Source organism: Pseudomonas ogarae, assembly GCF_014268695.2.
In the GTDB taxonomy this organism is placed as follows: Bacteria; Pseudomonadota; Gammaproteobacteria; order Pseudomonadales; family Pseudomonadaceae; genus Aquipseudomonas; species Aquipseudomonas kilonensis.
In genome coordinates this window covers 3,712,813-3,737,956 of record NZ_CP077086.1, presented here as the reverse complement: position 1 = coordinate 3,737,956, position 25,144 = coordinate 3,712,813, and the positions used below count along the sequence as shown (strand labels likewise).

The 25,144-nt window shown below is 61.0% G+C and carries 17 protein-coding genes; 3 read left to right on the top strand and 14 right to left on the bottom strand.

Annotation, left to right across the window (positions count from 1 at the left end; all coding sequences use genetic code 11):
- Nucleotides 1–210: 210 nt before the first annotated feature.
- From glgX to HU749_RS16150, 10 genes are all read right to left on the bottom strand, one after another.
- Complete coding sequence (glgX, locus tag HU749_RS16195) at nucleotides 211–2,370, bottom strand: glycogen debranching protein GlgX (protein WP_046064304.1); 2,160 nt, start codon at nucleotides 2,368–2,370, stop codon at nucleotides 211–213.
- 244 nt (nucleotides 2,371–2,614) lie between these two features.
- Nucleotides 2,615–2,938 (bottom strand): DUF2934 domain-containing protein, encoded by a 324-nt coding sequence (locus HU749_RS16190; protein ID WP_046064305.1) that lies wholly within the window; start codon nucleotides 2,936–2,938, stop codon nucleotides 2,615–2,617.
- Between the two features lie 20 nt (nucleotides 2,939–2,958).
- On the bottom strand, nucleotides 2,959–5,745 hold the full coding sequence (locus tag HU749_RS16185; RefSeq protein ID WP_079303300.1) for a malto-oligosyltrehalose synthase: 2,787 nt from the start codon (nucleotides 5,743–5,745) through the stop codon (nucleotides 2,959–2,961).
- Complete coding sequence (malQ, locus tag HU749_RS16180) at nucleotides 5,742–7,820, bottom strand: 4-alpha-glucanotransferase (protein WP_079303301.1); 2,079 nt, start codon at nucleotides 7,818–7,820, stop codon at nucleotides 5,742–5,744. Before malQ ends, HU749_RS16185 begins: the two co-directional genes overlap by 4 nt.
- Nucleotides 7,817–9,619 (bottom strand): malto-oligosyltrehalose trehalohydrolase, encoded by a 1,803-nt coding sequence (treZ, locus tag HU749_RS16175; protein WP_079303302.1) that lies wholly within the window; start codon nucleotides 9,617–9,619, stop codon nucleotides 7,817–7,819. The genes malQ and treZ overlap by 4 nt, the downstream gene beginning before the upstream one ends.
- A gap of 7 nt (nucleotides 9,620–9,626) precedes the next feature.
- A complete protein-coding gene (glgA, locus tag HU749_RS16170) occupies nucleotides 9,627–11,198 on the bottom strand; it encodes a glycogen synthase GlgA (RefSeq protein WP_018601354.1) in 1,572 nt (523 codons plus the stop codon).
- A gap of 649 nt (nucleotides 11,199–11,847) precedes the next feature.
- On the bottom strand, nucleotides 11,848–12,810 hold the full coding sequence (locus HU749_RS16165) for a D-2-hydroxyacid dehydrogenase family protein (RefSeq protein ID WP_079303303.1): 963 nt from the start codon (nucleotides 12,808–12,810) through the stop codon (nucleotides 11,848–11,850).
- An 11-nt stretch (nucleotides 12,811–12,821) separates the two neighbouring features.
- Nucleotides 12,822–13,853, bottom strand: a complete 1,032-nt coding sequence (locus HU749_RS16160; protein ID WP_186650193.1) for an alpha/beta fold hydrolase — start codon at nucleotides 13,851–13,853, stop codon at nucleotides 12,822–12,824.
- Nucleotides 13,854–13,938: 85 nt separating this feature from the next.
- Nucleotides 13,939–14,373 (bottom strand): YqaA family protein, encoded by a 435-nt coding sequence (locus HU749_RS16155; protein ID WP_186650190.1) that lies wholly within the window; start codon nucleotides 14,371–14,373, stop codon nucleotides 13,939–13,941.
- Entirely contained in the window at nucleotides 14,373–14,819 is a 447-nt protein-coding gene (locus tag HU749_RS16150; RefSeq protein ID WP_046064312.1) for a DUF411 domain-containing protein, read from the bottom strand. Before HU749_RS16150 ends, HU749_RS16155 begins: the two co-directional genes overlap by 1 nt.
- A gap of 376 nt (nucleotides 14,820–15,195) precedes the next feature.
- Here HU749_RS16150 and HU749_RS16145 point away from each other — a divergent pair, with 376 nt between their 5' ends.
- On the top strand, nucleotides 15,196–15,495 hold the full coding sequence (locus HU749_RS16145; protein WP_186650187.1) for a hypothetical protein: 300 nt from the start codon (nucleotides 15,196–15,198) through the stop codon (nucleotides 15,493–15,495).
- A gap of 144 nt (nucleotides 15,496–15,639) precedes the next feature.
- Nucleotides 15,640–15,828 carry a hypothetical protein gene (locus HU749_RS16140; RefSeq protein WP_003202135.1) on the top strand — a complete coding sequence of 63 codons (189 nt, stop codon included), beginning with the start codon at nucleotides 15,640–15,642 and terminating at the stop codon, nucleotides 15,826–15,828.
- Nucleotides 15,829–15,837: 9 nt separating this feature from the next.
- Here the strand turns inward: HU749_RS16140 and HU749_RS16135 are convergent, their stop codons facing one another.
- Nucleotides 15,838–16,218 carry a fe2+ zn2+ uptake regulation protein gene (locus HU749_RS16135; protein ID WP_046064314.1) on the bottom strand — a complete coding sequence of 127 codons (381 nt, stop codon included), beginning with the start codon at nucleotides 16,216–16,218 and terminating at the stop codon, nucleotides 15,838–15,840.
- Nucleotides 16,219–16,332: 114 nt separating this feature from the next.
- Entirely contained in the window at nucleotides 16,333–16,497 is a 165-nt protein-coding gene (locus HU749_RS16130) for a hypothetical protein (protein ID WP_186650185.1), read from the bottom strand.
- Between the two features lie 17 nt (nucleotides 16,498–16,514).
- Here HU749_RS16130 and pvdQ point away from each other — a divergent pair, with 17 nt between their 5' ends.
- Nucleotides 16,515–18,863, top strand: coding sequence for a bifunctional acylase PvdQ (gene pvdQ, locus HU749_RS16125; protein WP_186650182.1), 2,349 nt, complete (start codon nucleotides 16,515–16,517; stop codon nucleotides 18,861–18,863).
- Between the two features lie 136 nt (nucleotides 18,864–18,999).
- Here the strand turns inward: pvdQ and HU749_RS16120 are convergent, their stop codons facing one another.
- Both HU749_RS16120 and HU749_RS16115 read right to left on the bottom strand, forming a co-directional pair.
- The gene (locus tag HU749_RS16120) at nucleotides 19,000–20,001 is read right to left on the bottom strand and encodes a FecR family protein (RefSeq protein ID WP_079303306.1); all 1,002 of its coding nucleotides are present in this window, start codon (nucleotides 19,999–20,001) and stop codon (nucleotides 19,000–19,002) included.
- A gap of 158 nt (nucleotides 20,002–20,159) precedes the next feature.
- Nucleotides 20,160–24,992: a dermonecrotic toxin domain-containing protein gene (locus tag HU749_RS16115; protein ID WP_095962622.1), complete on the bottom strand. Its 4,833-nt coding sequence runs from the start codon at nucleotides 24,990–24,992 to the stop codon at nucleotides 20,160–20,162.
- Nucleotides 24,993–25,144: the final 152 nt, after the last annotated feature.

Genomic DNA, 25,144 nt, shown 5'->3' with positions numbered 1-25,144 from the left:
CGGGCCTACTGTCCGATGACGCCCGCGTGGGTATGGCTGCGATTCACAGCGCTCCGAATCCTGGAGACTACCGCATGTGAAGTATTGACCATGTCGGTCAATTCGTCTTGCGAGATGTGTGTCTGAACTGCATTTTTTTCTTCAAACTGGGCTGTGTGCATCGAAAAAACCGCGTCCTTGCGGTCTCTCTGGCGGCTTACAACCGGTACTTCATTCCTCTTCTTCGCGTTGCAGTTCGAACAGCAGCAGCGAGCGCCCGGTGACGGAGTATTCGGAATCGAAATCGAAGCGCTCCTGGCCACGAACAGTCGGCTGGTTGGTGTCGACCATGCAGGTCCAGAAACTGCCCTCGGGGACTTCCGGCAGGCTGAAGTTGACGATGTCATGGTGTGCGTTGACCACCAGCAGCAGCGTTGCATCGCCGCCCTTGCGCCGAATGCCGGTTTCCTGGGCACGGCCGTCCATCAACATGCCGAGGCAGCGACCATGGCTGTCCTGCCATTGCTCTATGGTCATTTCGCTGCCGTCGGGGGATAGCCAGGTCACGTCCTTGACGCCGATATCCTCGTTGTAGTTACCCACCAGGAACCGTCCGCGCCGCAGGATCGGGTAGGTCAGGCGCAACTTGATCAGGCGCTTGACGAACTTGAGCAGCGTCGCGCCATCCTCGCTCAGGTCCCAGTTGACCCAGCCGATCTCACTGTCCTGGCAGTAGGCATTGTTATTGCCATGCTGGGTACGGGCAAATTCGTCGCCGGCGACGATCATCGGCGTGCCTTGGGCCAGCAGCAGGGTGGCGAAGAAGTTACGCATCTGTCGATGGCGCAGCGCGTTGATCTCTGGATCGTCCGTCGGGCCTTCGACGCCATGGTTCCAGGACAGGTTGTTGTTGCTGCCGTCCTGGTTGTTCTCGTCGTTGGCTTCGTTGTGCTTGTCGTTGTACGACACCAGGTCATGCAAGGTGAAACCGTCATGGGCGGTGACGAAGTTCACCGAGGCGTACGGACGCCGGCCACGCTGGTTGAACATTTCCCCCGAAGCCGTCATTCGGCTGGCGAAATCGGCAAGCTGGCCGTCGTCGCCCTTCCAGAAGGCGCGCACTGTGTCGCGGAACTTGTCGTTCCACTCGACCCAGCCCGGCGGGAAGCGTCCCACCTGGTAGCCCCCGGGACCACAATCCCAAGGCTCGGCGATCATTTTCACCTGGCGCAGCACCGGGTCCTGGCGACAGGCCACGAGGAAGCTGTGGCGCTCGTCGAAGCCGTCATGGTAACGGCCCAGGATGGTCGCCAGGTCGAAGCGGAAGCCATCGACGTGCATCTCCGTGGCCCAATAGCGCAGGGAGTCGGTGACCATTTGCAGAACGCAAGGATGGCTCAGGTCCAGGGTATTGCCGGTGCCGGAATCGTTGATGTAGTAGCGTTTGTCGTCGGGCATCAGCCGGTAGTACGAAGCGTTATCGATGCCGCGCATGGACAGGGTGGGGCCCTGTTCGTTGCCTTCGGCGGTGTGGTTGTAGACCACGTCGAGGATGACTTCCAGATTGGCCTCGTGCAGGTGTGCGACCATCTCCTTGAACTCGGCGATCTTGCCACTGGCCAGGTAGCGTGGGTCCGGGGCAAAGAAGGCGATGCTGTTGTAGCCCCAGTAGTTGGTCATGCCTTTGTGCAGCAGGTGCTGGTCATTGACGAAGGCATGGATGGGCAGCAGTTCCACCGACGAGACACCCAGCTTGCGGATATGCTCCAGTACATCGTCGACCATCAGCCCGGCGAACGTACCGCGCAGGTTCTCGGGTACCGAAGGGTGACGCATGGTGAGGCCGCGCACGTGGGTCTCGTACAGGATGGTCTTGTCCCAGGGCACGCTGACGCGATGGTCGTGGCCCCAGGTGTGTGCGGGGTCAATGACCTTGCACTTGGGGACGAACGGAGCACTGTCGCGCTCATCGAAACTGAGGTCGCCATCGGGATGGCCGATGGTGTAGCCGAACAGGGCTTCGGACCACTTCAATTGGCCGACCAGTTGCTTGGCATACGGGTCGATCAGCAGCTTGTTCGGGTTGAAACGGTGGCCGTTCGCCGGGTCGTATGCGCCGTAGACACGATAGCCATAGATCAACCCTGGATGGGCGTCCGGCAGATAGCCGTGGTAAATCTCGTCGGTGTACTCCGGCAATTCGATGCGTTCGAGTTCGACTTCGCCGGCATCATCGAAAATGCACAGTTCCACCTTGGTGGCATTGGCTGAAAACAGCGCGAAATTGACCCCGAGGCCATCCCAGGTTGCACCCAGTGGAAAAGGCAGCCCCTCACGAATCCGCGAAGCCTCGATCACGGGCGGCGGCGTGGTTTTGTTTGGACGGGTCATAGTTGCTCCTGCAAAAGACAGACAGATACAGCGATGCGGTTCACTTGGGGTGGATGGCTCCACCCTTCACCTGTGGCGAGGGGATTTAGCGAAACGTCGCACCGCCCCGCTATGTGGGACAACGTTGCTTCTCTGTGGGAGCAAGGCGCCCGCGATGAAGCGATGCACTCCTTCAGAAATCGAGGCGCCTGTTTCGCGAGCAAGCTTTGCTCCCACCTGGCAAGGAGACCGATAGAGGGATGAATCAAACCGCCGGCGGCTTGCGTGTGGCCCGCGGCTTCTTGTCTGCGGTGGTCGCAGCAGCTTTGGCCGCGGGCTTGGCCTTGGGCGTGGTAGTTTTTGCCGCTGTCTTGGTCGGGGTGCTCTTGGCGGCAGCAGGCTTGGCGCCATCGGTTTTGCTGGCCGCTGATTTGCTCGCCGCCTTGGGCGGCTTGCTCGGCGCCAGGGCTTCGGCTTCGGCCAGTTTGCGCGCCATCTCCCAATGGCGTTTCTCCTGCCCGGCGGGCTTACCCTCGGACTCCCAGATCTGATAGGCGAATTCGCGAATGCGTTTATCGTCGGTACTCATCGCAGTGCTCCTGATTCAACTCAAGGTTGGATAAAGACATTGACCGGGAAAGTCCCCAGCGCGGTGCTGATCAGCAGCTCCCTTTGGGGTGTGACTGTTGCGCTTGAAAAAAGTCCCTTCAGTTTTTCATCCTCGGCGGCGAACGGTAACGACACACGGGTATCGCCCCAATCCGACGCAGCCACCAGCGGCACGGCACTGTTTTCCAGCAACGACGCCGCATGGACAGGTACAACAATGATCGCCCGTTGTTGCGAGTCTTCACGCATGAAGGCCAGTACCCGTTGGGCCTGCTCGCCGAGCACTTCCAGGGGTTGGTAGCGACCCTGGCGCCATAGCTGCGGATACTCGGCTCGCACGGCCAGCGTCCTGGCGATCAATGCCTGTTTGACTCGGCCGTCCCGCCAATCGCGTATCAACGCGGCTGGTGTGCTGTCGGCCCGTAACGCCTCGCGGCGTGCCTGGAAGTCCACCGGACGACGGTTATCCGGGTCCACCAGGCTGAAATCCCAGAACTCGTTGCCTTGGTACAGGTCCGGTACGCCGGGTACGGTCATGTGCAGCAAGGTTTGCGCCAGACTGTTGAGGGCGCCCGCCGGGGCGATGGCCTGGACCGCCTCGGCGATGACGCTGCGCAAGGGCAACCCCTCATCGCCCAGCAGCAACCGTTCGAGGAACATCTGGGTGGCTTGCTCATAAGCGTCGTTGACCGCCGCCCAGCTGCTTTGCAGCTTGGCTTCGCGCAGGGCCTTGCGCTGCCATTGCCACAGGCGCTCGTTGTATGCGGCCAGGGCCTTGTGGTCCTGGAGGTCAAGGTCCAGTGGCCAACTGCCGAGCAGCGCCTGGTACAGAATCAGTTCATCACCGGCCGAGGGCGCCGCCGGGTCGCTGTGCAGCGAAGGCGAAAGGATGCGCCATTGCTCCACGCAGGCGGTGTACCAATCGGCGCGTTCGCTGAGCACGGCCAGCCTGGCGCGGGTGTCTTCACCGCGCTTGTGGTCGTGGGTAGCGGTGGTGATCAGGTTGTCGGGAAAATGCTCGAGCCGCTCAAGGCAGGCGTGGTGGAACTCCTGGGCCGGGGAGCTGAAGCGCTCGGTGTTATAGCCCACGTCATTGCGCGACAACAGCACCGCCGAGCGATAGAGCGCGGTGTCCTCCACGGCTTTGGCGGCGGCCGGCGAGGTCAGTTGCTGGAAACGCACGCAGGCATGGCGCAGGCGTTTACGCTGGCTACCGCGCGGGCGTTGCCGCCAGGGCATCCCACCAAGCCAGCCGGCCAGGCAATCGAGCACTGGCCAGTCGGCTTCGCTGAGGGTCTGCCGGGCGCCTTCCAGGGCCTGGTTGAAGAACACCTCGTCTTCGGCGGAGCGGCCCAGGGGCGTGATGTAGGTGCGATACACCGGAAAGTGCACGATCAGTTCCTGCAAGGCCCGCCGAATCGCGCCCAGGGTCAGGTCGCGGGTCATCACATCGTCCCGGGCCACTTGCAGCAGGGCCTGGGCGACGCTTTCGAAGTCTCCGGCCAGCGACCCATTGAGGATCTGCTGGCGGGCCAGGCGGGCTTCTTCGATGAAGTGCGCTGGCCGCTCACTGTGCCGGCTCCAGAATTCGGCGAGGGGGGCGGCACCGGCTGGGTCATGCTGGAGCAGCGAGACCTGGTTCATGAATTCGTAACCGGTGCTGCCGTCGATGTTCCAGTCCCGCCGCAACGTCTCGCCATCGCCAAGGATCTTCTCGACGAAAATCGGCAGGTGTCGGGTCGGTGACAGTGAATCGACCCGTCTGCGCAATTTGCGGCAGTAACCACGAGGGTCGGCAAGGCCGTCGATGTGATCGATCCGCAGGCCGTCCACCAGTCCTTCGCCGATCAATTGGAAAATCTTTGCGTGGGTCGCCTCGAATACCGCTGGACGCTCGACCCGCAGCCCACCCAGTTCGTTGACATCGAAAAAGCGCCGCCAGTTGATGTCGTCCGCTGCCGTGCGCCAGCTGGCGAGTCGGTAGCTCTGGCGCTCCAGCAACTGATGCAGGCGTTCGAACCCCTCGGGCTGTGTAGAGTCGTAGCCAGCCAGGTTGTCCTCGATGGCGGCGAAGATGTCCGCTTGTGCCGCCAGGTCCTGCAACTCGGTTTGCAGCGGGCGGGCGAGGGTGTGGGCGTCGGTCTGGTAATTCAGCGTGGTGAAGCGCTCGGCCAGGGCCTTGAGCGCTTCGGCCTGCTCGGCGGGCAGGGTTTCGGTGGGTTTGAGCAGTTCGCCGTAGTGCATCGGGCAAATCGGGAAGCGGTGTTCGTAGTGCTCGACGTAGAAGCTGCCGTGGGCGGCATCGAAGTGCAGTTGCAAGGTGCCTTCCTGCAACGCTACGCCGTAGTCGCTGCCGAGGAACGGCAGCAGCAATTGGCCTTCCATCAGTGGGTCGGGGGAGTGCCACTGGATGTCGAAGAATTCACCGTAGGGGCTCAGGCGCCCCCATTCCAGCAAGTCCAGCCACCAGGGGTTGTCGTTGCCGCCGACGGCCATGTGATTGGACACGATGTCGAGGATCAGGCCCATCTGGTGCTCGCGCAAGGTCGCGACCAGGCGCTTGAGCGCGGCTTCCCCTCCCAGTTCGGGGTTGACCAGGGTGGGGTCGACGACATCGTAGCCGTGCATGGACCCGGCCCGGGCCTTGAGCAGCGGCGAGGCATAAATGTGGCTGATGCCTAGCGAGGCGAGGTACGGCACCTGGGGGATGGCATCGTCCAGGGTGAAGCCTTTATGAAACTGCAGGCGCAATGTTGCTCGCAGGGGTTGGATCAACGGCTGTTTCATCGGTCACGCTCGTTCGCCTGAAGCCTCGCGCAGGCGAGTATTTCCAGACGCCGGGCAGCGTCCGGGTGATCCAGCAACGCCTGGCTTGGCCCGGCCAGGCGGCGGCGCCAATTGGGGTGGGTGTCGGTGGTGCCTGGCAGGTTGGCTTGCTCCTCGATGCCCAGGGCGTCTTCGAGCGGCAACAGCACCAGCGGCGCGCGGGTGTGGCCGAGGAAGCGCACGCTGGCATCGAGCACCTGGTCGGTCTCGCGGTGTTCTTCGCGAAAGTTCTGTGGGTCCTGGTTAAGCACCTGGCGCAGGCCTTCGCGTTCGCGCTCGCGGTGTTTGCGCCAGTCCATTTCGGTGTGGGAATCGATCAGGTCCAGCCGGGCGTTCCAGTCGATGTCGTGACCGTGCCACCAGCCATTGAGCGTCGGCAAGTCGTGGGTGCTGGTGGTGGCCAGGGCATTGTCCGGCCAGTCGAGAATTGGCTTGAAGTGGGTGTTGTCCTGTTCGAACAACAGCACGCGCATGCCCAGGATCGAGCGGGTAATGAGTTTTTCCCGCAAGCCGTCGGGCACGGTGCCGAGGTCTTCGCCGAGCACGATGGCCTGATGACGATGGGATTCGAGCGCCAATAGGCGCAGCAGGTCGTCCACCGGGTAATACAGGTAGGCGCCATCGCGAGGTGGGGCGTCGTTGGGGATCACCCAGAGCCGTTGCAAGCCCATGACATGATCGATGCGCAAGCCGCCGGCGTGGGCGAAGTTGGCCCGCAGCATTTCAATGAAGGCGCGAAAGCCGTTGCGCACCAGGCCTTCCGGGGAAAACGCCGAGATCCCCCAGCCTTGGCCGGAGCGGTTGAGAATGTCCGGCGGGGCGCCCACGGTCAGCGAGGCGAGCAGTTCGTCCTGCCGGCTCCAGGCCTGGCTGCCACCGCCATCGGCACCCACTGCCAGGTCGGCGATCAGGCCGATGCCCATGCCGCTGGATCGGGCTGCGCTCTGGGCGCGCTCCAGGCAGCGGGCGATCAACCATTGGCAAAAAGCGTAGAAGCCGATCTCATCGGCATTTTCTTCGGCGAAATGGGCCAGGGCCGCGCTGCGCGGATCGCGCCATTCTTCCGGCCAGTGGCGCCAGTCGAGGCTTTCGCCACGGGCGGCGCGTTCGGCCTGCAAGGCCTCGAAGCGGCAATGATTTTCCAGGGCCTCGCCGCTGGTGTGGCGGAAGCTGCTGAAGTCTTCATGCAGCGGATGCTCGCCCTGGCTGAAGCCGTCGTACAGGGCGCGCAGGATCTTCTGCTTGGCCTGGGCGGCGACCGGCCAGTCGATCAGCGGCTGCTCTTCCAGGGTGCGCAGTTGATTGGTCAAGCCGGTGGCGTCGATGGCGGTGCGCAGCGCGCGTTCACCGAGGATGGTGCCCGGCGCGGCGTACAGGCTATTGAGAAACAGGCGGCTCGACGGTGAGTAGGGGCTGTAGCGCCCGGTGTCACTGCTGAACATCGCGTGCATCGGGCTGATGGCAATGGCCTCGGCGCCGCGCTCGCCGGCCACCCGTGCCAGTTCCTCCAAAGCCTGGGTGTCGCCAAAGCCACCGTCACCGGGACGCCTGAGGGCATACAGTTGCGCGCTCAGGCCCCAGGCCCGTGGCGTCGGATCGTCCACCGCATCGGCCACGCTGTAGCAGCGGGCCGGCGCAACGGCCAGGGTGAAATGCTGGTCCTGGATGCTGACGTGCTGATAACCCACCGGGACCATCCCCGGCAGCTTGGCATCGGCATCGAGGTTCAGGTTCAGTGTCGCACCGTCTTCGAGTTTGATTTCGCAGGGTGTCCCCGCATCGAAGTAGCGGCTCAAGTCCAGGCTGACCCCGACGTCGGCGGTGATCAGCGGTGGCAATTGATGGTTCTGTTGAGCTTCCTGCAACTGCAGCAGGCTGGCGTCGATTTCCTGGGCGCTGCCGGCTGGATGGCCCAGGCCGGTGAGGACCGAACGCAAGACGGCCGGCGAGACTTTTTGGGCCCGGCCATTGGCATCGATCCAATCCACCGCCAGGCCCGCTCGGCTGGCGAGGATTTCCAGTTGCGCATCGCTCATAGGCGCTCTCCAGTGATGTTGGGCAAGGTTGTCGCCTGCGTCAGACTGACCAGCGCGCTGTAGGGCGCAAGGACGCCCTGTTGCAACAGACCCATGACCTGCTGCGGATGTTCGAAAAGAATGCGTGCCTCTTCCGGGGCATTGTGTTCGACGGGCTGATCGCCGAGGTTGAAATCGATGCGCAACACACTGCCATCGCCCAGTCGCCAGCGTGCGCTGATGGCGCCATGACCCAGCACATCGGCGCCCAGGGCCTGGGCACCGGGCAGGCGCGGGACGATCTCTTCACGGCGGATTTTCAGCAGTTGCCGATACAACGCCTCGTTGGCCTGTTGCTCCGGGCCTTGCGATTCCAGGCTTGGGCGTGAAGCCTCGAAGGTGCTGGCGGCGTTGGGGTCGGGAATTCGTTCGCGCTTCTGCGGATCGGCAAAGGCAGTGAAGGCCTTGAACTCGTTGCGTCGGCCTTCGCGCACCAGCTCTGCCAGCTCGCCGTGGTGGCTGGTAAAGAACAGGAACGGTTGTTCGGCTGCCACCTCATCGCCCATGAACAGCAGCGGGATCATCGGTGACAGCAGCAACAAGACTGTCGCTGCCTGCAGGGCCTGAGGCGCGGCGAGCTGATGCAGGCGTTCGCCCAGGGCACGGTTGCCGATCTGGTCATGGTTCTGCAGGAACAGCACGAACGCGCTCGGCGGCAGGTGACCGCTGGGCTCGCCCCGGGCTTCCCCATGGCGATTGAGATGACCCTGGAAGACGAAACCCTGGCTCAGGCAACGGGCCAGTTGTTCGGTCGGCTGCTGGGCATAGTCGGCGTAGTAGGCGTCGGTCTCACCGGTCAGCAGCACGTGCAGGGCATTGTGCCCGTCGTCGTTCCACTGGGCGTCGTAGCGGTGCTCCAGCAGGTGGGCCTGGTTGTGTTCGTTTTCCACGGTCAACCAGACATGCCGGATCGGGTCCACCTGCTCGCGCACCCGGGTCGCCAGCTCCTGGAGAAAGTCCGGGTCTTCAATGGCGTGTACCGCGTCCAGGCGCAGGCCGTCGAAACGGTACTCCAGCAGCCACATGAGCGCATTGTCGATGAAGAAGTCCCGCACTTCGCGGCGGCGGAAATCAATCGCCGCGCCCCAGGGCGTGTGCTTGTCTTCACGGAAGAAGCCCTTGGCATAACGGTGCAGGTAGTTGCCATCGGGGCCGAAGTGGTTGTAGACCACATCGAGGATGACGGACAGCCCATGGCCGTGGGCGCTGTCGATCAGATGCTTGAGCTGTTCGGGCGTGCCGTAGGAGGCCTGGGGTGCGTAGGGCAGGACGCCATCATAGCCCCAGTTGCGATCACCGGGAAACTGCGCCAATGGCATCAGCTCGATGGCGGTGATGCCCAGCCCGGTCAGATGTGCCAGATGCTGTTCGACGCCTTCGAAACCACCCAGGGCGCCCACGTGCAACTCGTAGATCACCGCTTCGTGCCAGGGGCGACCGGACCATTGGGTGTGTCGCCATGAGTAGGCATGTGGGTCGACCACCACGCTGTAGCGGTCGATGTCGCCGGCCTGGGCGCGCGAGGCCGGGTCCGGCACCTCCATCTCGCCATCGATGTTGTAGCGGTAGCGGGTGCCGGCGGGGCAACGGGTCTGGATCATGAACCAGCCGTCGGCTTGGGGCAGTAGCGGTATTGAATCTCCAGTGTCGAGCTCGACACTGACAAAAAATGCATCCGGGGCCCAGAGGGCGAAGCGGGTGTGCTCGTCATCCAGCATGACCGCCCCGTGGGTCCATGTCTCAGGCGTCCTTGACGTCATTGTTACCTCATTGTCTGGCCGATTTTCCCAGTGACTTAGCCACCAGCTGTTCGTAGAGTTCGGCGTAGGGTTCCACGGCCTGGCACCAGTTGAACGGCGCCGACATGGCCCGGCAGCGCATGGCGTTGAGCAGGTCGGGGAACTCGAAGACCTTGAAGGCCCGGCTCAGGGCCTGTTTGTAGCTTTCCACGGTGGACTCATCGAACAGGAAACCGGTGATGCCATCTTCGATGGTGTCCGCCAACCCTCCGGTATTGCGCGCCACCGGCAGCGAGCCGAAGCGCTGGGCGTACATCTGGCTCAAGCCGCAGGGCTCGTAGCGCGAAGGCATCAGCAGGAAGTCGCTGCCGGCGAACATCCGCCGCGCATCGGTTTCGTTAAAGCCGATGCGCACGCCGATGCGTCCGGGGAAGCGCAGTGCCAGTTCACGCATGGCCTGTTCTTCCTCCGGTTCGCCACGGCCGATGATGGCGATCTGGCCGCCGGACTCGACGATGAACTCGGCGACCGCTTCGGTCAGGTCCAGGCCTTTCTGGTAGACCAGGCGCGAAACCACGGCGAACAGCGGGCCAGTGGAGTCGTCGAGGCCAAACAGCTCACGCACATGGGACGCGTTGACCGCCTTGCCTTCCCAGTCGCCCATGGCGAACTGACGGAACAGGTGGGTGTCGGTGGCCGAATCCCAGCTTTCATCGATACCGTTGGGGATGCCGCTGAGCAACCCTTGTTGGGTCTTGGCAGCGAGGAAACCATCGAGCCCGCAACCAAACGCCGGGGTGGTGATCTCCTGGGCGTAGGTGGCACTGACGGTGGTGATGTGGCTGGAGTAGGCCATGCCGGCCTTGAGGAACGACAGCTTGCCGTAGAACTCCATGCCTTCCTGTTGCAGGGCGTGTTCGGGGATGCCCAGCTCCGGGCAGGACGCCAGGCTGACGACGCCTTGGTAGGCCAGGTTGTGAATGGTAAACAGGGTCGGGGTGCGCTGCCCGCGCCAGTGCATATAGGCCGGCGCCAGCCCGGCTGGCCAATCGTGGGCGTGGACCAGGTCCGGGCACCAGTGGATCTGCGCGAGGTTGGCGGCGATGTCGGCGGCGGCCAGGCCCAGGCGGGCGAAGCGAATATGGTTGTCGGGCCAGTCGCGACCGTTATTGGCACCGTAGGGGGAGCCTTCGCGGGCAAACAGTTCCGGGCAGATCAGGACGTAGATCACCAGGCCGTCAGCCATGTCCATACGCCCGATCTTGCAGGGTGGCAGTGCTGCGTGGCCGCCCAGTTCGCCGATGATGTGGATCGGATTGCCGCTGTTCATCACTTGCGGATAACCGGGGATCAGCACCCGGACATCATGCAGCCCAGCCATGGCCCGGGGCAGTGCGGAGGAGACATCGCCCAGGCCGCCGGTCTTGACCAGGTCGGCGATTTCCGAGGTGACGAACAATACTTTCTTGCGGTTGGGATTCTGTCGAACGACGGGGAGCAGTGCCTTGCCGCCGGTGGCCAGCACCGGTGCCGTTGGCGATTCGGCCGCGGGCGGTAGTTGAGAACGAACTTGTTGTGGTTCCAAGGCAGCACTGATCATAAATATCTCCCATTTTCTCGATCTGTTTCCGGCAAGCGCCAGAGCTGTTGTTTCATTGGCCAAATCCTGCGGCCAGGCGCACAAGCGCAACGCAAGGAAAGCGAACGGCTACCCAATGCGGCGAAGCGAATCAGCTGAAGGAGCTGTTGCAATGACCAGTGCAAGGACTGCACCAGTCGCGGTTGCCCTACCTCTAACCTGACCTGTCGCCGTTGCGAAAAGTTTCGACTTTTTTTCGTCTGGATGACCGGTTGGTTTTCCCCCCGGTTAGGCAGTCTAGGTCAGAACGTAGAGCGGTGCGGCTCGGTTCGTCGCATTGTCCGACAATCACGGTTTTTGTCGGCAATCTCTTACACGACAAAGGGGGATACGCACCGACGAAGTGCAGTTTTCTGAAAAGAAAAATGTGTATCGGGACGGGGTTGTTTCATTGGCGTGCGCGATGGAATGGCGTGATGCACCATTGAGGAGCGGGCGCGGTAGAGGCGTTTTGATGGCCATTGTCGGCGCTGAAAAGACGCTATATCTGTGGGAGCGGGCTTGCTCGCGAATGCGGTGTATCAGTCGGAAAATGTGTGACTGACAGACCATATTCGCGAGCAAGCCCGCTCCCACAGAAGGAGTTGTCCTGGGTATGTGGGGCTTAGATTCAGCCTGCCGGCGTCAGCAACCGGATCGGCTGGCCCGCCGCCCAGGCCAGCAGGTCTTCGATCATCAGGGAATAGAACTGCTGGTAATTCTGTCGGCTGACGTAACCCAGGTGAGGTGTGGCCAGTACGTTTTCCAGGGTTCGGAATGGATGGGCGGCGGGTAAGGGCTCCTGGGCGAATACGTCCAGGGCGGCGCCGGCCAGACGCTGGTGCTGCAGAGCGTCGATCAGGGCGGGTTCATCGACGATCGGCCCGCGGGAGGTGTTGACCAGCAACGCCTCGGGTTTCATCCAGGCCAGTGCCTGGGCATCCACCAGGCCGCGGGTGCGTTCGCCGAGCACCAGGTGGATCGAGAGAATGTCGGCCTGCTCGAACAGCGCTTGTTTGCTGACGTAGGTCACGCCCACTTCGGCGGCGCGCTCGGCGCTGAGGTTCTGGCTCCAGGCGATGACCCGCATGCCGAACACCTGGCCGAACTGCGCCACCCGGGTACCGATGCTGCCCAGGCCGAGGATTGCCAATGTCTTGCCGTGCAAGTCGCCGCCCAGGCCTTGCTGCCACAAGCCGGCGCGCAGGGCATTGGCTTCCTGCACCAGGTTGCGGGTCAGGGCCATGATCAGCGCCCAGGTCAGTTCGGGCGCGGCGTGTTTGTAGCTGTCGGTGCCACACACCTGGATACCCAGCTCGGCGGCGGCCTTCAGGTCCAGGGCGGCATTGCGCATGCCGCCGGTGAGCAGCAGCTTGAGATTGGGCAGGCGGCGCAGCAGGCCCTCGTCGAACACCGTGCGTTCACGCATCACGCAGATCACTTCGAAGCGCTGCAAGCGCTCGGCAAGGGTGTCGCGGTCAGCGGGATAGTCGTGGAGAAACGTCACCTGGCCGACACCGTCCAGTACTGACCAATCGACCACGCCACGTGCCACATCTTGCCAATCGTCTATGACTGCTATTTGCACCGCCATGGAACACCTCGTCAGGGAATGGGTTTGTCCAGCCAGCCCAACAGGGCCTTGTGGAACCGGTCCGGCTCTTCCATCTGTGGGGCATGCCCCAGATTGGGGAACTCCACCAGGGTCGAGCGCGGAATCAGCCCGGCGACCTGCTTGCCCAGTACCTCGTAGTGGCCCAATTTGGCCTTGACCGCTGGCGGCGCGATGTCGCTGCCGATGGCGGTGGTGTCGGAGGTGCCGATCAGCAGCAGGGTGGGCACGGTCAGGTCCTTGAATTCGTAATAGACCGGCTGGGTGAAGATCATGTCGTAGATCAGCGCCGAGTTCCACGCCACTTGCGTGTGTCCCGGGCCTTTGTTCAAGCCAGCGAGCATATCCACCCAACGGTCGAACTCAGGTTTCCAGCGGCCGCCGTAGTAGGTCGTACGCTCGTAATTGCGAATGCCCTCGGCGGTGACTTTCAGCTCCCGCGCGTACCATTGGTCCACGGTGCGATAGGGCACGCCCAGGGCTTTCCAGTCTTCCAGGCCGATGGGGTTGACCATCGCCAGGCGTTCGACCTGGTCGGGAAACTGCAAGGCGTAGCGGGTGGCGAGCATGCCGCCGGTGGAATGGCCGAGGACGACGGCTTTCTGTACGCCGAGGGTTTTGAGCAAGGCCTGGGTATTGCTCGCCAGTTGCTGGAAGCTGTACTGGTAATACCCGGGTTTGCTCGATGTGCAGAAGCCGACCTGGTCGGCTGCGATGACCCGGTATCCGGCCTCGCTGAGGGCCTTGATCGAATCGCCCCAAGTGGCGGCACAGAAATTCTTGCCGTGCATCAGCACCACCGTGCGGCCATTGACCCTGCCTTGGGCCGGCACATCCATATAGCCCATCTGCAACGACTGGCCCTGGGACTGGAAGGCGAAGTGCTTGAGGGTATAGGGATGTTCGAAGCCCTCCAACTGTGCACCGTAGGCCGGGCCTTCCGGCGGATTGGCGGCCTGGGCAAACAGGGGCAGGGCGGCGGTGAGGAACAGGCTGGGCAACCAGCGCGCGGTGGTGCGGGACATGGTCAATCTCCTTGTGGCCGCCGCCGATCCTGGCGCGACCCGATTATGGCGACATTAACCACAGGCAACCGAACGGCCCGAACGTTCAGTCCATCCAGCCCAGTGTCGCCAAAGCGAGAACGCCGTAGCGCAGGCCCTTGGCAAGGGTCACGATCAGCAGGAAGCGCCGCCACGGTTCGCCCATCACCCCGGCCAGCAGGGTCAACGGGTCACCGATGATGGGCAGCCAGCTGAGCAGCAGCGACCAGCGGCCGAAGCGTTGGTAGTGCACGCGAGCCTTGTCCAGGTGGGCCGGGCTGACCGGAAACCAGCGCCGATCCTTGAAGTGTTCCAGGCGCGTGCCCAGCCACCAGTTCACCAGCGAACCCAGGACATTGCCAGTCGTGGCGACCCCCAGAAGCAACCAGGCCTCATGGCGTTCGCTGAGCAACAGGCCGACCAACAATGCTTCGGATTGCAGCGGCAACAAGGTTGCCGCGCCGAAAGCCGCCAGGAACAAGCCGATATAGGCTTCGCCCATCAGTGGGCCGGGTAATCCGCCACTACGGTTTGGGTCCCGTCTTTTTTCAGGCCAATCACTTGATAAGCATCGCTCATGCCGTCCATTTCCATGCCGGGCGAGCCCATGGGCATGCCCGGTGCGGCCACGCCGAGCAAGTCATCGCGCTTGCTCAAGGCCAGCACCTGATCGGCCGGGACATGGCCTTCGACGAATTTGCCGTTGATCTCGGCGGTGTGGCAGGAACGCAGGTTCGGCGCGACCCCCAGGCGCTGCTTGACCGAACTCATGTCGGCCTCGACATGGTCGTTGACCTTGAAGCCATTTTCTTGCAGATGTGAAATCCATTTTTTGCAGCAGCCGCAGTTGGCGTCGCGGTGCACATCAATGGTGATCGGCTCGGCGGCCTGGGCCAGGGTGGTCATGAACAGGGCGCTCAAGGCGAGCAGGTGCAGGGGGTTGGCCATGGAGGTGGTCTCGTGTCGAACGGTTTGGAGAGAGGATAACAGAGTAGCGAGCGCGAGCTGACGGGGGGCTGAGGCGGGGATTACAGAATTGTCAGGTTGCAAGGGCGAATAAAGTCCTGTGGGCGAGCTTGCTCGCGAAGGCATCAGCCCATTCGACATCCATCGAGGCTGACCCCGCCATCGCGAGCAAGCTCGCTCCCACAATGGGATCTGAGTACGACCGGGAGAACCAGGCCGGCTGTCAGGCCGCCTCGCGAGCAAGCTTTGCTCCCACAGGTCCTGCTCAAACAGATCTGACGGGTGTACGACCGCAAGAGCCAGGTCGGCTGTCAGGCCGCCGTCCACCAGCTCCTCCACCATGTGACGGATTTGCACCATGCTGCGATTGATTTTCTCCGTCACCGCGCTCTGTTGCTCGGCGGCGGTGGCGGTGGCGATTTGGGTGCTCAGGCTGTTGATCTGGCTGACGGAGCCGGCCATTTTCCTCGGTCCGGATGGTGATACGTCGGGCCAGGTCGGCGCCAGGGGGCAGTTAGCGGGGCATGTCGAAGCCCGGGCCGCCACGGTGATCAGGTCGATCCCCATGACCGCGGTCATGGGGGAAAAACAGGCAGCCACTCAGGGTCAGGGTGGACAACAAGGCAAGCAACAGGCTGATACGACGAAACATACATAATTCCTCATGATTAACCGCCGCGGTTGCGCGAATACGCTCCTTCGGCTGTACCATGGGACCCCGTTGGCAGCCCGTCATTCCCGCAATACGGTATGGGCTTGGCAAGTCTTCGGATACAGAACGGATACATTCAGGAAATTGGCAATGACTCATTCACAACGTTTGAAATACTCGATTCTGATCGTCCTCGTCGTCCTGGCAATCATGCTGGGACTGTCCTGGATGCAGGGCAAGGGCATGATCAGCGAGCAGCTGTTTCAATACATCGCCATCGCCGTAGCGGTCATCGTGGTGGTGATCAACGGCGTGATGCGGCGCAAGGTCAAGTCCTGAGCGCCGGCTTCAATCCTCGGCCTGGAGTACGGCCATCGCACTGGGGTGCAGGCAGTAGCTTTTATCCGGGTTGAGGGTGACAACGCCCTCGCTGCACAGGCGCTTCAACACTTCACGCACGCTGAGAAAGGACAATGGAATGTCCAGCCCCAACAACTGGCTGTGCACCCCGCGCACGCCCAGGCTGCGGTTTTCGTGAGCGGCCTTGAGCAGCGCGTCGATGACTTTGAGGCGAATCAGGCTGGTCCTGAGCCCGAAGCTCTTGAGCAAACGCCTGATGTGGTCATTGCCGCCTCGCTCCGTCGGCCTGTCGAATACACGGTGGGGGGCGCTCAGCGAGACGCCGGTTGCCCTTGGCTTGCCCTCCATGGGCAGTTGCGCGTTACGCATGCAAAAACTCCTTACCAGCCTGATCAGAAAAGGTCACGGATACTCTCCTGTAATAGGACGAACGAGGACGCGCAATCATGAGGGCGATGATGTGAAAAAATTGCCCCTGCTTCGTCAAACCCCTGTGTTCAAACGGTCGCCAGCCATTAATTTTTTTTCATCCGGTTCGTTTTCAAGGTAGGCACATTCCGGTTCAGCACGCGGCATGTGATTTCCCAGGCGGGCCGAGTGTTTGTCTACTGGCGCACCGGTAGCCGTGCTGGTTTCTGAAGTTTTCATCAGGAGTGAACGTGAGAATGTCCGGGCAGTTATCGAGGATTGGCCTCGCAGGCGCTTTTCTGGGGATCGCCCTCGGGCTCAGCCCCGTGGTCAATGCGCAAGACGATGGGCAGCAGGCCAGTGCCGAGATCCGTCGCACCCGTTTTGGCGTACCGCATATCCGGGCCCAGGATGAACGCGGGCTGGGTTATGGCATCGGCTATGCCTATGCCCAGGACAACCTGTGCCTGTTGGCCAATGAGATTGTCACGGTGAACGCCCAGCGCTCGCGCTATTTCGGGCCGGAGCAGGTCACGGTCGAGGAGCGGGAGAACCGCGTCAGCGATCTGTTCTTCAGCTGGCTCAACACGCCGCAAGCGGTTTCCGCTTTCTGGCAGGCCCAGACACCTCAAGTGCAGCAACTGGTCGAAGGCTACGTGGCGGGCTACAACCGTGCCCTGGTCGAGCGCAAGGCCAAAGGCCTGCCCGAACAATGTGCCAGCGAGTGGGTGCGGCCGATCACGGCGCTGGACCTGGTCAAGTTGACCCGTCGGCTGTTGGTGGAAGGCGGCGTCGGCCAATTCGCCGAGGCTCTGGCCGGTGCGCAACCGCCCCAGGCGACGGCGCTGACGGGCACCCCGGTCACCGGTTTCGCGGCCGCCGCAACCCGGCAGCAGCGTTTTGCCCTGGAGCGCGGCAGCAATGCGCTGGCCATCGGCAGCGAGCGCTCGTTCAACGGCCGCGGGATGTTGCTGGCAAACCCACATTTTCCGTGGGTGGGCGGCATGCGTTTCTACCAGATGCACCTGACCATTCCCGGCAAGCTGGACGTCATGGGCGCGGCGCTGCCAGGCCTGCCGATGATCAACATCGGTTTCAGCCAGCACCTGGCCTGGACCCACACCGTCGACAGCTCGAAACATTTCACCCTGTACCGCCTGCAACTCGACCCTAAGGACCCGACCCGCTATCTGCTCGACGGCAAGTCTGTGCCGATGAGCCAGCAGACGGTCGCGGTGGACGTCAAGCAACCTGACGGCCAGGTGCAGACGATTTCCCGAGTGGTCTATGGCTCGCAGTTCGGCCCGATCGTGCAATGGCCTGGCCGGCTGGACTGGGATAACCGGTTCGCCTACAGCCTGCGGGATGCGAACCTGGACAACGATCGCGTGCTGGCCCAGTGGTACGCCATGAACCAGGCGGTCACGCTCAAGGATCTGCAGGACGCCGTCCATAAGATCCAGGGCATTCCCTGGGTCAATACCCTGGCGGTGGACGACCAGGGGCAAAGCCTCTACATGAACGTGTCGGTGGTGCCGAACGTCGACGCCGATAAACTGGCTCGGTGCAGCGATCCCCGGGTCGGACTGAAACTGATCGTGCTGGATGGTGCTCGTAGCGAATGTGCCTGGGACATCGATTCCAACGCCGTACAAAAAGGCACTTATGCCGCCGACAAGCTTCCGCAGTTGCTGCGCCGCGATTATGTGCAGAACTCCAACGATTCGGCCTGGATGGTCAACCCTTCGCAGCCGCTGTCCGGTTACTCCCCGTTGATCAGCCAGCAAGGCCAACCCCTGGGACTGCGGGCGCGTTTTGCGCTGGACCGGATGGGTAAGCTGGCCAAGGATGGGCCGGTGAAGGTGGAGGATTTGCAGCGCATGGTCATGGACGATCAGGTTTACCTGGCTGACCAGGTGATGCCGGACCTGCTCGGCGTGTGCGCCGGCGACCTGGGGGGCGATGCGTCGGCATTGGTCGAGGCGTGTGCCAGCCTCAAGGCCTGGGATCGCAAGGCCGGCCTGAATAGCGGCCTGGGGTTCGTGCATTTCCAGCACATCATGGACCGGCTGCAGGCGGTGCCTGATTCATGGCGCGTCGCGTTCGATCCCAAAGATCCGCAACACACACCGCGTGGCCTGGCGATTGAGCGGCCAGCCGTGCTCAAGGCCGTGCGCGATGCCATGCTGGCTTCGGTGGAGGCAGTGAAGGTCGCCGGATTGTCGAAGGACAGCCAATGGCAGGACGTCCAGGTGGCCAGCAGCGGCAGCCGACAGACACCGATCCACGGCGGCCCCGGGGAGTTGGGCATCTACAACGCGATCCAGAGTGTGCCCGGGGCGAACGGCAAGCGGGAGGTGGTCAGCGGGACCAGCTATCTGCAAGTGGTGACGTTTGACGGCAAAGGTCCGCAGGCTCAGGGATTGCTGGCATTCTCCCTCTCCAGCGACCCCGCATCGCCATATTCGACGGACCAGACCCTGGCCTTTTCGCAGAAGCAGTGGAGTGTGCTGCCATTCACCGAACAGCAGATCAAGGCCGATCCGCACTATCAGGCGCTGATTATTCGCGAGCGTGATGAGACGGGCAGGGTGGCGACGCAATAGCTGCTGGCGTGCGGTCACATTCAAACTGGATGCAGGCTGATCCACCGCTTTCGCGAGCAAGCTCGCTCCCACAGGGGATTTTTGTTGGCCGGGAAATCGCAGGCTGACACCGATCCAAGCTGTGGGAGCAAAGCTTTCAGTGAGTGGCCGGTCGTTGTCCGATGGAGTTGAGGACCGGGTTGCCGTCCTTGTTCTGGGTCAGGTAGACCGGCAGGACTTTTGGCAGCGAAGGCACCAGGTTCTGCACTTCGCTGATGTTGTAGACGCCACCGATACGCAGGTCGCCGGTGTTGTTGTCGGCCAGCATGACGGGACGGTCGAGGTAGCGGTTGATCAGCGGCAGTGCGTCGCTCAGGGCGAGGTTGTCCAGCACCAGTTTGCCGTTGCGCCACGCCAGTGAGCTGTCATTGGGGGCTGTCTCACGGACTTGCGGCTGATGGTCGCCCGCCTTGTAGCTGGCCTGCATGCCCGGGGAAAGCGACAGGCCGTTACTGGTGAGTGCCTGGTTGCTGGTCACCCTCACCGAACCCTCCAGCAGCGTGACCCGCACCTGGTCCTGGTACATCCATACGTTAAAGCGAGTACCGGTCACGCGCACCTGACCTTGGCCGGCCCGAACGACAAACGGGTGCTGTTGGTCATGGCTGACGTCAAAAAACGCCTCGCCCTTTTCCAGCGTCACCCGGCGCTCGTTTTTGTAGTTGGCAAATACCAGCTCACTGCCCAGGTTGAGTTCGACCTCGCTGCCATCGCCCAGGGTGACATGGCGTACGCTGGTACCGGCTTCGAAGCGCTGGTAGGAATTGGCAATCCAGCCCAGGTTCCAACCGGTGTAGGCGGCCAGGGGCATGCCGACTACGAACACAGCCGCGGCGACCGCCAAACGGCTCCAACGCGACCGGGGGCGGCGCGCTGGAACAGCCGGCGCCGACTCGACGCGCGGCAGATGATCGGCAACAGCCCAGATCTCCAGCATGGCTTCGTATTCGAACGCATGCAGGGGATCGGCATCGTGCCACTGCTTGAACGCCTGTCGTTCGGCATCGGTGCAATCGACGGCATGCAAGCGCATGCACCAATGGGCAGCGGCATCGGTAATGGCGTCGTATTCGGCTTCCGAGAGGGTATGTTCGGTCATTGACTCTTCCTGTTTGCCGCATTCTAACCTTCGGCATGCGTTGCCGAGAACAGCCGTCATGGCGTTTACGCATCAATGAGCCATTTTTTTACGCAAACATTCGTCGTGGCCTACCGTCGCATACAGTGCGTGAAAAAAAGATCAACCACTCAAACCCTTCACGGCACGGCAATTTGCCGTGATGGAGTGGCGTCGAGTTGGCGTCCCAATTCACAAATCAAGAGCGTGAGCGAGTCGGCGTTGCGAAGTATGACGTCGATGCGCTTGTCCGGCAAAATCGGATCGAGAAAATCATCGCGTGCGTTATCCATGGTTCTGGCGCCGGTTATCTTCAGGATCTCTCGAGTGGTTTGCCGGTATCCAGGCAACAGCTCCAGCTTCTTGTAGGTGTTGTCCGTGCTGTCCCATTGCGTGAACAGTTTTGACTTGGGTGTGGTCAATGAAAGCCCGTTGAGTTGCAGGTCCTTTTGCTTGTTGTATTGCAACTTTCCGGCGTAAGTCACTGTTGAAATCAAGTCGAGAAATGGCAGTGCGGCGTCCAGGTAGATGATATCGAACGTATTGAACAACTGATGGGAAATTTCATGGATGAACGTTGCTCCCTGGGCATGCGCATCGACATTGAAGAAGTCGGGTACGACGGCCTTGTACCAATCCAGGCCCATGTCGAAAAAAAACTGCGTGATATAGATTCGTCCCACGGCTGCAGGCTCGAGTACGAAGGCGGTTGCTCTATCTTCCAGGTGCTTGAGGTTGCCGATCACGATGCGGTCGGCATTCTGTAGTGCCCAGGATGGATCGGCCAAGGCCCGGCATATGGGCAAGATCGCCGTCTCTATCTTGCTGATAAGACGAGCGTCGATGCTGTTGACCCCAAAAAACATTCTCAGGAAATTATCCAGCCGAGAGCCCGCAAGTGGTTGTCGTTTGAATTGATCAAAGTTGTGAAGGGCATTGAAGGAGTAGAACCTCGCGGTCTCCAGTGCCTGCATGATCACGTTTGCACGGTACGGATATTTTCTGCGTATCTCAGCCATGCCCTTTGCTTCGATATTCAGTGAACCCTTGGCCTTGAAGTCGCTGTAGGTGACGGCCATTTTCGATCCGGCCTTGCCAAAGCGTATGGTCTGGCGTTGCGGATCAAGTTCCCATGTCCGGCCGTCAGGCGACTTTTTCAAGAGCGGCCCCTCTGCGTGCTCATGCACGATTCGCCAGGTTTGGCCGGCTTGCGCTACTTGGAAGACTTTACCGGCAAGGGGGATATACAGCCTGCCGTTTTCCAGTGCCTTGTAGGTTCCGTCGATCAGGTCCAGTTGCAGCTCTGACAGGCTGATGCCCATGGCCTCGAAAACGCTCAAGTCGGTTCGGGTCTGGGCGGTGGAAGCGATGTCCTTCCAGCGATTGGTCAGCGTAGGGCCTTGCGAAAGCGGCTCAATGGGATCGAGAAGACCGAATGTATCCTCGCGATTCATCAGTCCCAGCGACACCATCTCCGCGGCGCCGGCGATAAAGTCGTGCAGTCCTGTTTTCCAGTCATGCTGCTGCAAGGCTTCGGCTGAGGCCTTGAAGTCCTGGTAGCTGTCCCAAAGTGTTTCGATAAACGTCAGTTTGCCCGACAACTGCCCCTTCACCAACTTGATGCCGGAGCTGAACAGGTGCAGGACCGTTCCCCAGTCAAACTGACGGTTTTCATTGGTTTGTGTGGTCAGCATGTCCGATAACAATGCCGCATTGTCGTCGAACAATGTGTCGAGCAGGTTGGTCTGGATAGGGTTCGAGGCCAGGGTGATTTCCGATCGCTGCCCGAGCGTGGCGGCGAACAGGTGCCTGAATGTGGCCTGCTGGTGCTCGGGAAGTCGGCGAATGAGAAGATCCTGAAGCATCCCTGGCGTATTGAATGCGGCAATGACACTTTGTTCATCCTGGAATTCGGTGAAGTGATGACCCTCATGGTAGGGCGAATACAGGACTTGAGGACTTGTCGCATCGACGCTCGAACCGATCAAGTAGAGCCCCTGCGCTTTAACCGGCACTGCACCGCCGGTCTTGATCAGCTCCAGCGGGCGAATAAACGCGTTGGCACCATCAACTGCTTTGCGAGCGATGGCATCGGGCATGTCCACCACCTGACGGATCAGATCAAAGGCCAGGGGGGAAAGGTGTTGTTGCAGATAGCGTGCGTGAGCGTATTGCAGCAACTGCCAGGGCATTTGTTGGCGGAAGGCTGTTTTTCTTTGCTGGGCGTGCGCGGTGGTACCGGACAGTTTTTGCGTTACCTGTGTTTTATAGTCAGTCGAGATATCCAATGAGGACAACATTTGCCTGACAGCGGCCTCGTTCAGGCCGTCCGGCAGTTTCTGCGTGGACGTCGAAGAGACCTTGAACCCTTCCCGGGTCACTTCGATGTGATGCAAGGCAAAGTCGGTCAGCGAGCTTGCCGGCCCGACGATGGCGAGGTTGGGTGTGATCTGGATGGTGTCGGGGTCAAGGTTGTTTGTTGCGAAGCGTGCGCTCAGCAGCGCTTTCAATTTATTACGCACATAGGTGCGCAGCGGCTCGATGCCGTCCAGATAGTCCTTGCCATCGACCACGCTGTTTTTATATTGCTCAAGCAACTCGACGTGCAGGCGTTGATCGTCAAGTGCCGCTGTACCGAGCCAGGCGGGAAGTTTCTGTTGCTGCTTATTGGCCTGGGCAATGTGGGTGGCGCGCTTGAGGTTGGTGGGCGCGCCTTTGTTCAGCAATGCCTGAAGGCTTCTCGACAGTGCCTTGCCGGTCAATTGCCAGCTCCCGGCCTTCAAGGTGCTCAGATAAGCATGCTCGGCCTCAAAGTGTTTGATGAACGAATTCATCCGATTTACCAGCACGTTGTCCTCGATCAGTTCATACGCCTGGAGTTGATAGTGGCCATGAGGTTGGCGTTGGGCCGGCGTGAGGTTGGCGAGCAAGCCAAAGCGTTTCCGGGGGTCGAGCAGGTGCCGATTCAATTGCCGGGTGGCAACTTCGACGGAGGAAAAAGCCTGCAAGCCATCGGCGGGCGTCCAGAGGATTGCCATGCCCGAATAGGGTGTATCGAGGCCTCCGCGCTCGGTTAATAAAAAACAGTTGGCAAGGGGCAGATAAACCGTTCGGCCTTCTTCGCTACAGGCCAGCGTCAATGAATAGACATCCGGCCGAAAGCCCCTGACGCCGATACGTTGTGCGCGGTCCGGGTATTCTGAGTCGTAGGCGAAAACCGTTCTGATCAGGTCATTCGCAATCGACGGCAGGCTCGCGTTAAGTTCCCTGAGTTCGGCCTCGGCACGTATTCCCAAGGAAAAAACATTGGTCAGTTCCGCCAGTAATTGCCTGAGCCCATTGTGCAGCGAAACGTTGTGGGACATCGGCAACCGGGTAAAGAGACTGTCGAAAGCCGCTTCGACATCGGTGTAGCTCTTGACCTTTCTTTGCATCTGATCAGCCATGAAGTTGGACGGGCGCAGACTTCCATGAAAAGCGGGATGCGTCCCCCAGTGTCCGGCAGTAGGCTGGTCCAACAGGCTTTTGTTGATGAGGCTGCGTATATCCAATGCCTTGTCGATGAGCGGGTGGATGTCGACATCACCCTGGCGAGACATCTCCAATGCGTAATGGAGATTGTTCTTCTGTTTCCCGATGATGGCGTTCGCCAGGGATTCGGACACTGGCAAGTCCAGTGGCTTGCCCGATATCTGTGGCTCGTCAAAGCGCAGGAAACGATTGCGCTCCTCCAGACTCAGGAGGCTATAGAGCGCTTCCTTTTGTGCGGTGCTTGCGGGGTTACCGAACAGCGCAGCCTTGAAACCGAGGTGGTTGTCTATCTTCTGAAGACCCTGCCTGGGGGTATAGAGATAGTTTCCTTTGGCGCTGATCATCAAGGAACCTGCAAGTTCTACAAAGTGCGGCTCATGTTCCCAGAGGCGAATCGTTTCGATGAACAACAGTGTCTCGTCCCGGCGGGAGGGCCTGAACAATCGGAGCAGTTCACGACTTTGCTCATCCGTCAGATGCCTTTTCTCCCGTTCGACCAGGATGGTTGCCCAGAGTCCATCGTGGATGACTTGTGAAAGCAGTTTGCGCCGAGACATATAAAAGTGGGTCGTCGTGTTCTCCCAAAAGGCATCGAGGCAGCTGATAAGCGTCGGAATCAGTTTCCTGGCAATGTCTTTTATGATGTTTTCCCATTGCTGCGGGGTATAGGGCGATGCGGGCGTACCCGGATGAGTCAGATCGATGTCATGCCCTACAGGCCAACCCTGATGATGGAAATAGCCCAAGATGGCATCGCTCAGAGGGATGCTTTCGGTCACCTGGATTGCCCTTGGATTTCCCGGGTGAACCCCCTTACTGAAGGCCACCCGGATCTGTCGATGATCCAGGTCCGGCAGTGCCTCGTTCAATATCTGGTCAAGCATCGATCTTAACGAGGGCAACTTGATCAGTTCATTCACCATGGCCAGGGCATTGAGGCTCTGGGCATGCTCGATGGATTCGAGCTGGGTCTTGAAAACATCTTCTTCGATGAGTTGCCGGGTCTGCCTGATGTCGGTGGTGCTGTTCAGTTCGCTGCGCTGGGAAATCGACAAGAGACGGAACAGGTCGTCGCGTTGCGCAGTGTCCCGGCGCATCAGGTCAATCTTTTCTTCGAGGGATACCAGGTTGTCGAATTTTTTGATTCCATCACCTGGCGTGTAGAGGAACACCGGGTGGGTGCTGGTTTCGCTGCTGTTCGACGAGGTGCTGAGGACAAAGCAGCCGGCCAGTGCAATGGGCGGTTTTTCATCGGCTTGCAACAGAATGGTTTCGGCGAACATCGGGGGTGTCTGCGCTGCGCGCTGGGTGTGGTCGGGCAGGGCGATATGCTGCAACCAGTCGAGGTCTGCCTGCGTCAGGCCATGGGTGGCGGTCAATTCGTCCAGGCGATGGGCGTGCAATACCTCGGGAAATAAAAGTGGCGTGGTTTCAGTGAGCATCGTGGCTTCTCGATCAGGGCGCCTCAAAGCGGCGCGAACGTGGAGGAAGCCGCCAGACTAGGCAACGATGAATGAGCAAAGGTGGTACATAGTTACCGCATGCTGGTTTTCGACCTGCCAGGCCGGGCAGATGCCGTGGACAAGGATTGACA

Excerpts from the sequence above, each read along its gene's own strand:
- glgX (WP_046064304.1), bottom strand. The coding sequence starts at position 2,370 with ATGACCCGTCCAAACAAAACCACGCCGCCGCCCGTGATCGAGGCTTCG.
- HU749_RS16190 (WP_046064305.1), bottom strand. The coding sequence starts at position 2,938 with ATGAGTACCGACGATAAACGCATTCGCGAATTCGCCTATCAGATCTGG.
- HU749_RS16185 (WP_079303300.1), bottom strand. The coding sequence starts at position 5,745 with ATGAAACAGCCGTTGATCCAACCCCTGCGAGCAACATTGCGCCTGCAG.
- malQ (WP_079303301.1), bottom strand. The coding sequence starts at position 7,820 with ATGAGCGATGCGCAACTGGAAATCCTCGCCAGCCGAGCGGGCCTGGCG.
- treZ (WP_079303302.1), bottom strand. The coding sequence starts at position 9,619 with ATGACGTCAAGGACGCCTGAGACATGGACCCACGGGGCGGTCATGCTG.
- glgA (WP_018601354.1), bottom strand. The coding sequence starts at position 11,198 with ATGATCAGTGCTGCCTTGGAACCACAACAAGTTCGTTCTCAACTACCG.
- HU749_RS16165 (WP_079303303.1), bottom strand. The coding sequence starts at position 12,810 with ATGGCGGTGCAAATAGCAGTCATAGACGATTGGCAAGATGTGGCACGT.
- HU749_RS16160 (WP_186650193.1), bottom strand. The coding sequence starts at position 13,853 with ATGTCCCGCACCACCGCGCGCTGGTTGCCCAGCCTGTTCCTCACCGCC.
- HU749_RS16155 (WP_186650190.1), bottom strand. The coding sequence starts at position 14,373 with ATGGGCGAAGCCTATATCGGCTTGTTCCTGGCGGCTTTCGGCGCGGCA.
- HU749_RS16150 (WP_046064312.1), bottom strand. The coding sequence starts at position 14,819 with ATGGCCAACCCCCTGCACCTGCTCGCCTTGAGCGCCCTGTTCATGACC.
- HU749_RS16145 (WP_186650187.1), top strand. The coding sequence starts at position 15,196 with ATGCTGCGATTGATTTTCTCCGTCACCGCGCTCTGTTGCTCGGCGGCG.
- HU749_RS16140 (WP_003202135.1), top strand. The coding sequence starts at position 15,640 with ATGACTCATTCACAACGTTTGAAATACTCGATTCTGATCGTCCTCGTC.
- HU749_RS16135 (WP_046064314.1), bottom strand. The coding sequence starts at position 16,218 with ATGCGTAACGCGCAACTGCCCATGGAGGGCAAGCCAAGGGCAACCGGC.
- HU749_RS16130 (WP_186650185.1), bottom strand. The coding sequence starts at position 16,497 with ATGAAAACTTCAGAAACCAGCACGGCTACCGGTGCGCCAGTAGACAAA.
- pvdQ (WP_186650182.1), top strand. The coding sequence starts at position 16,515 with ATGTCCGGGCAGTTATCGAGGATTGGCCTCGCAGGCGCTTTTCTGGGG.
- HU749_RS16120 (WP_079303306.1), bottom strand. The coding sequence starts at position 20,001 with ATGACCGAACATACCCTCTCGGAAGCCGAATACGACGCCATTACCGAT.
- HU749_RS16115 (WP_095962622.1), bottom strand. The coding sequence starts at position 24,992 with ATGCTCACTGAAACCACGCCACTTTTATTTCCCGAGGTATTGCACGCC.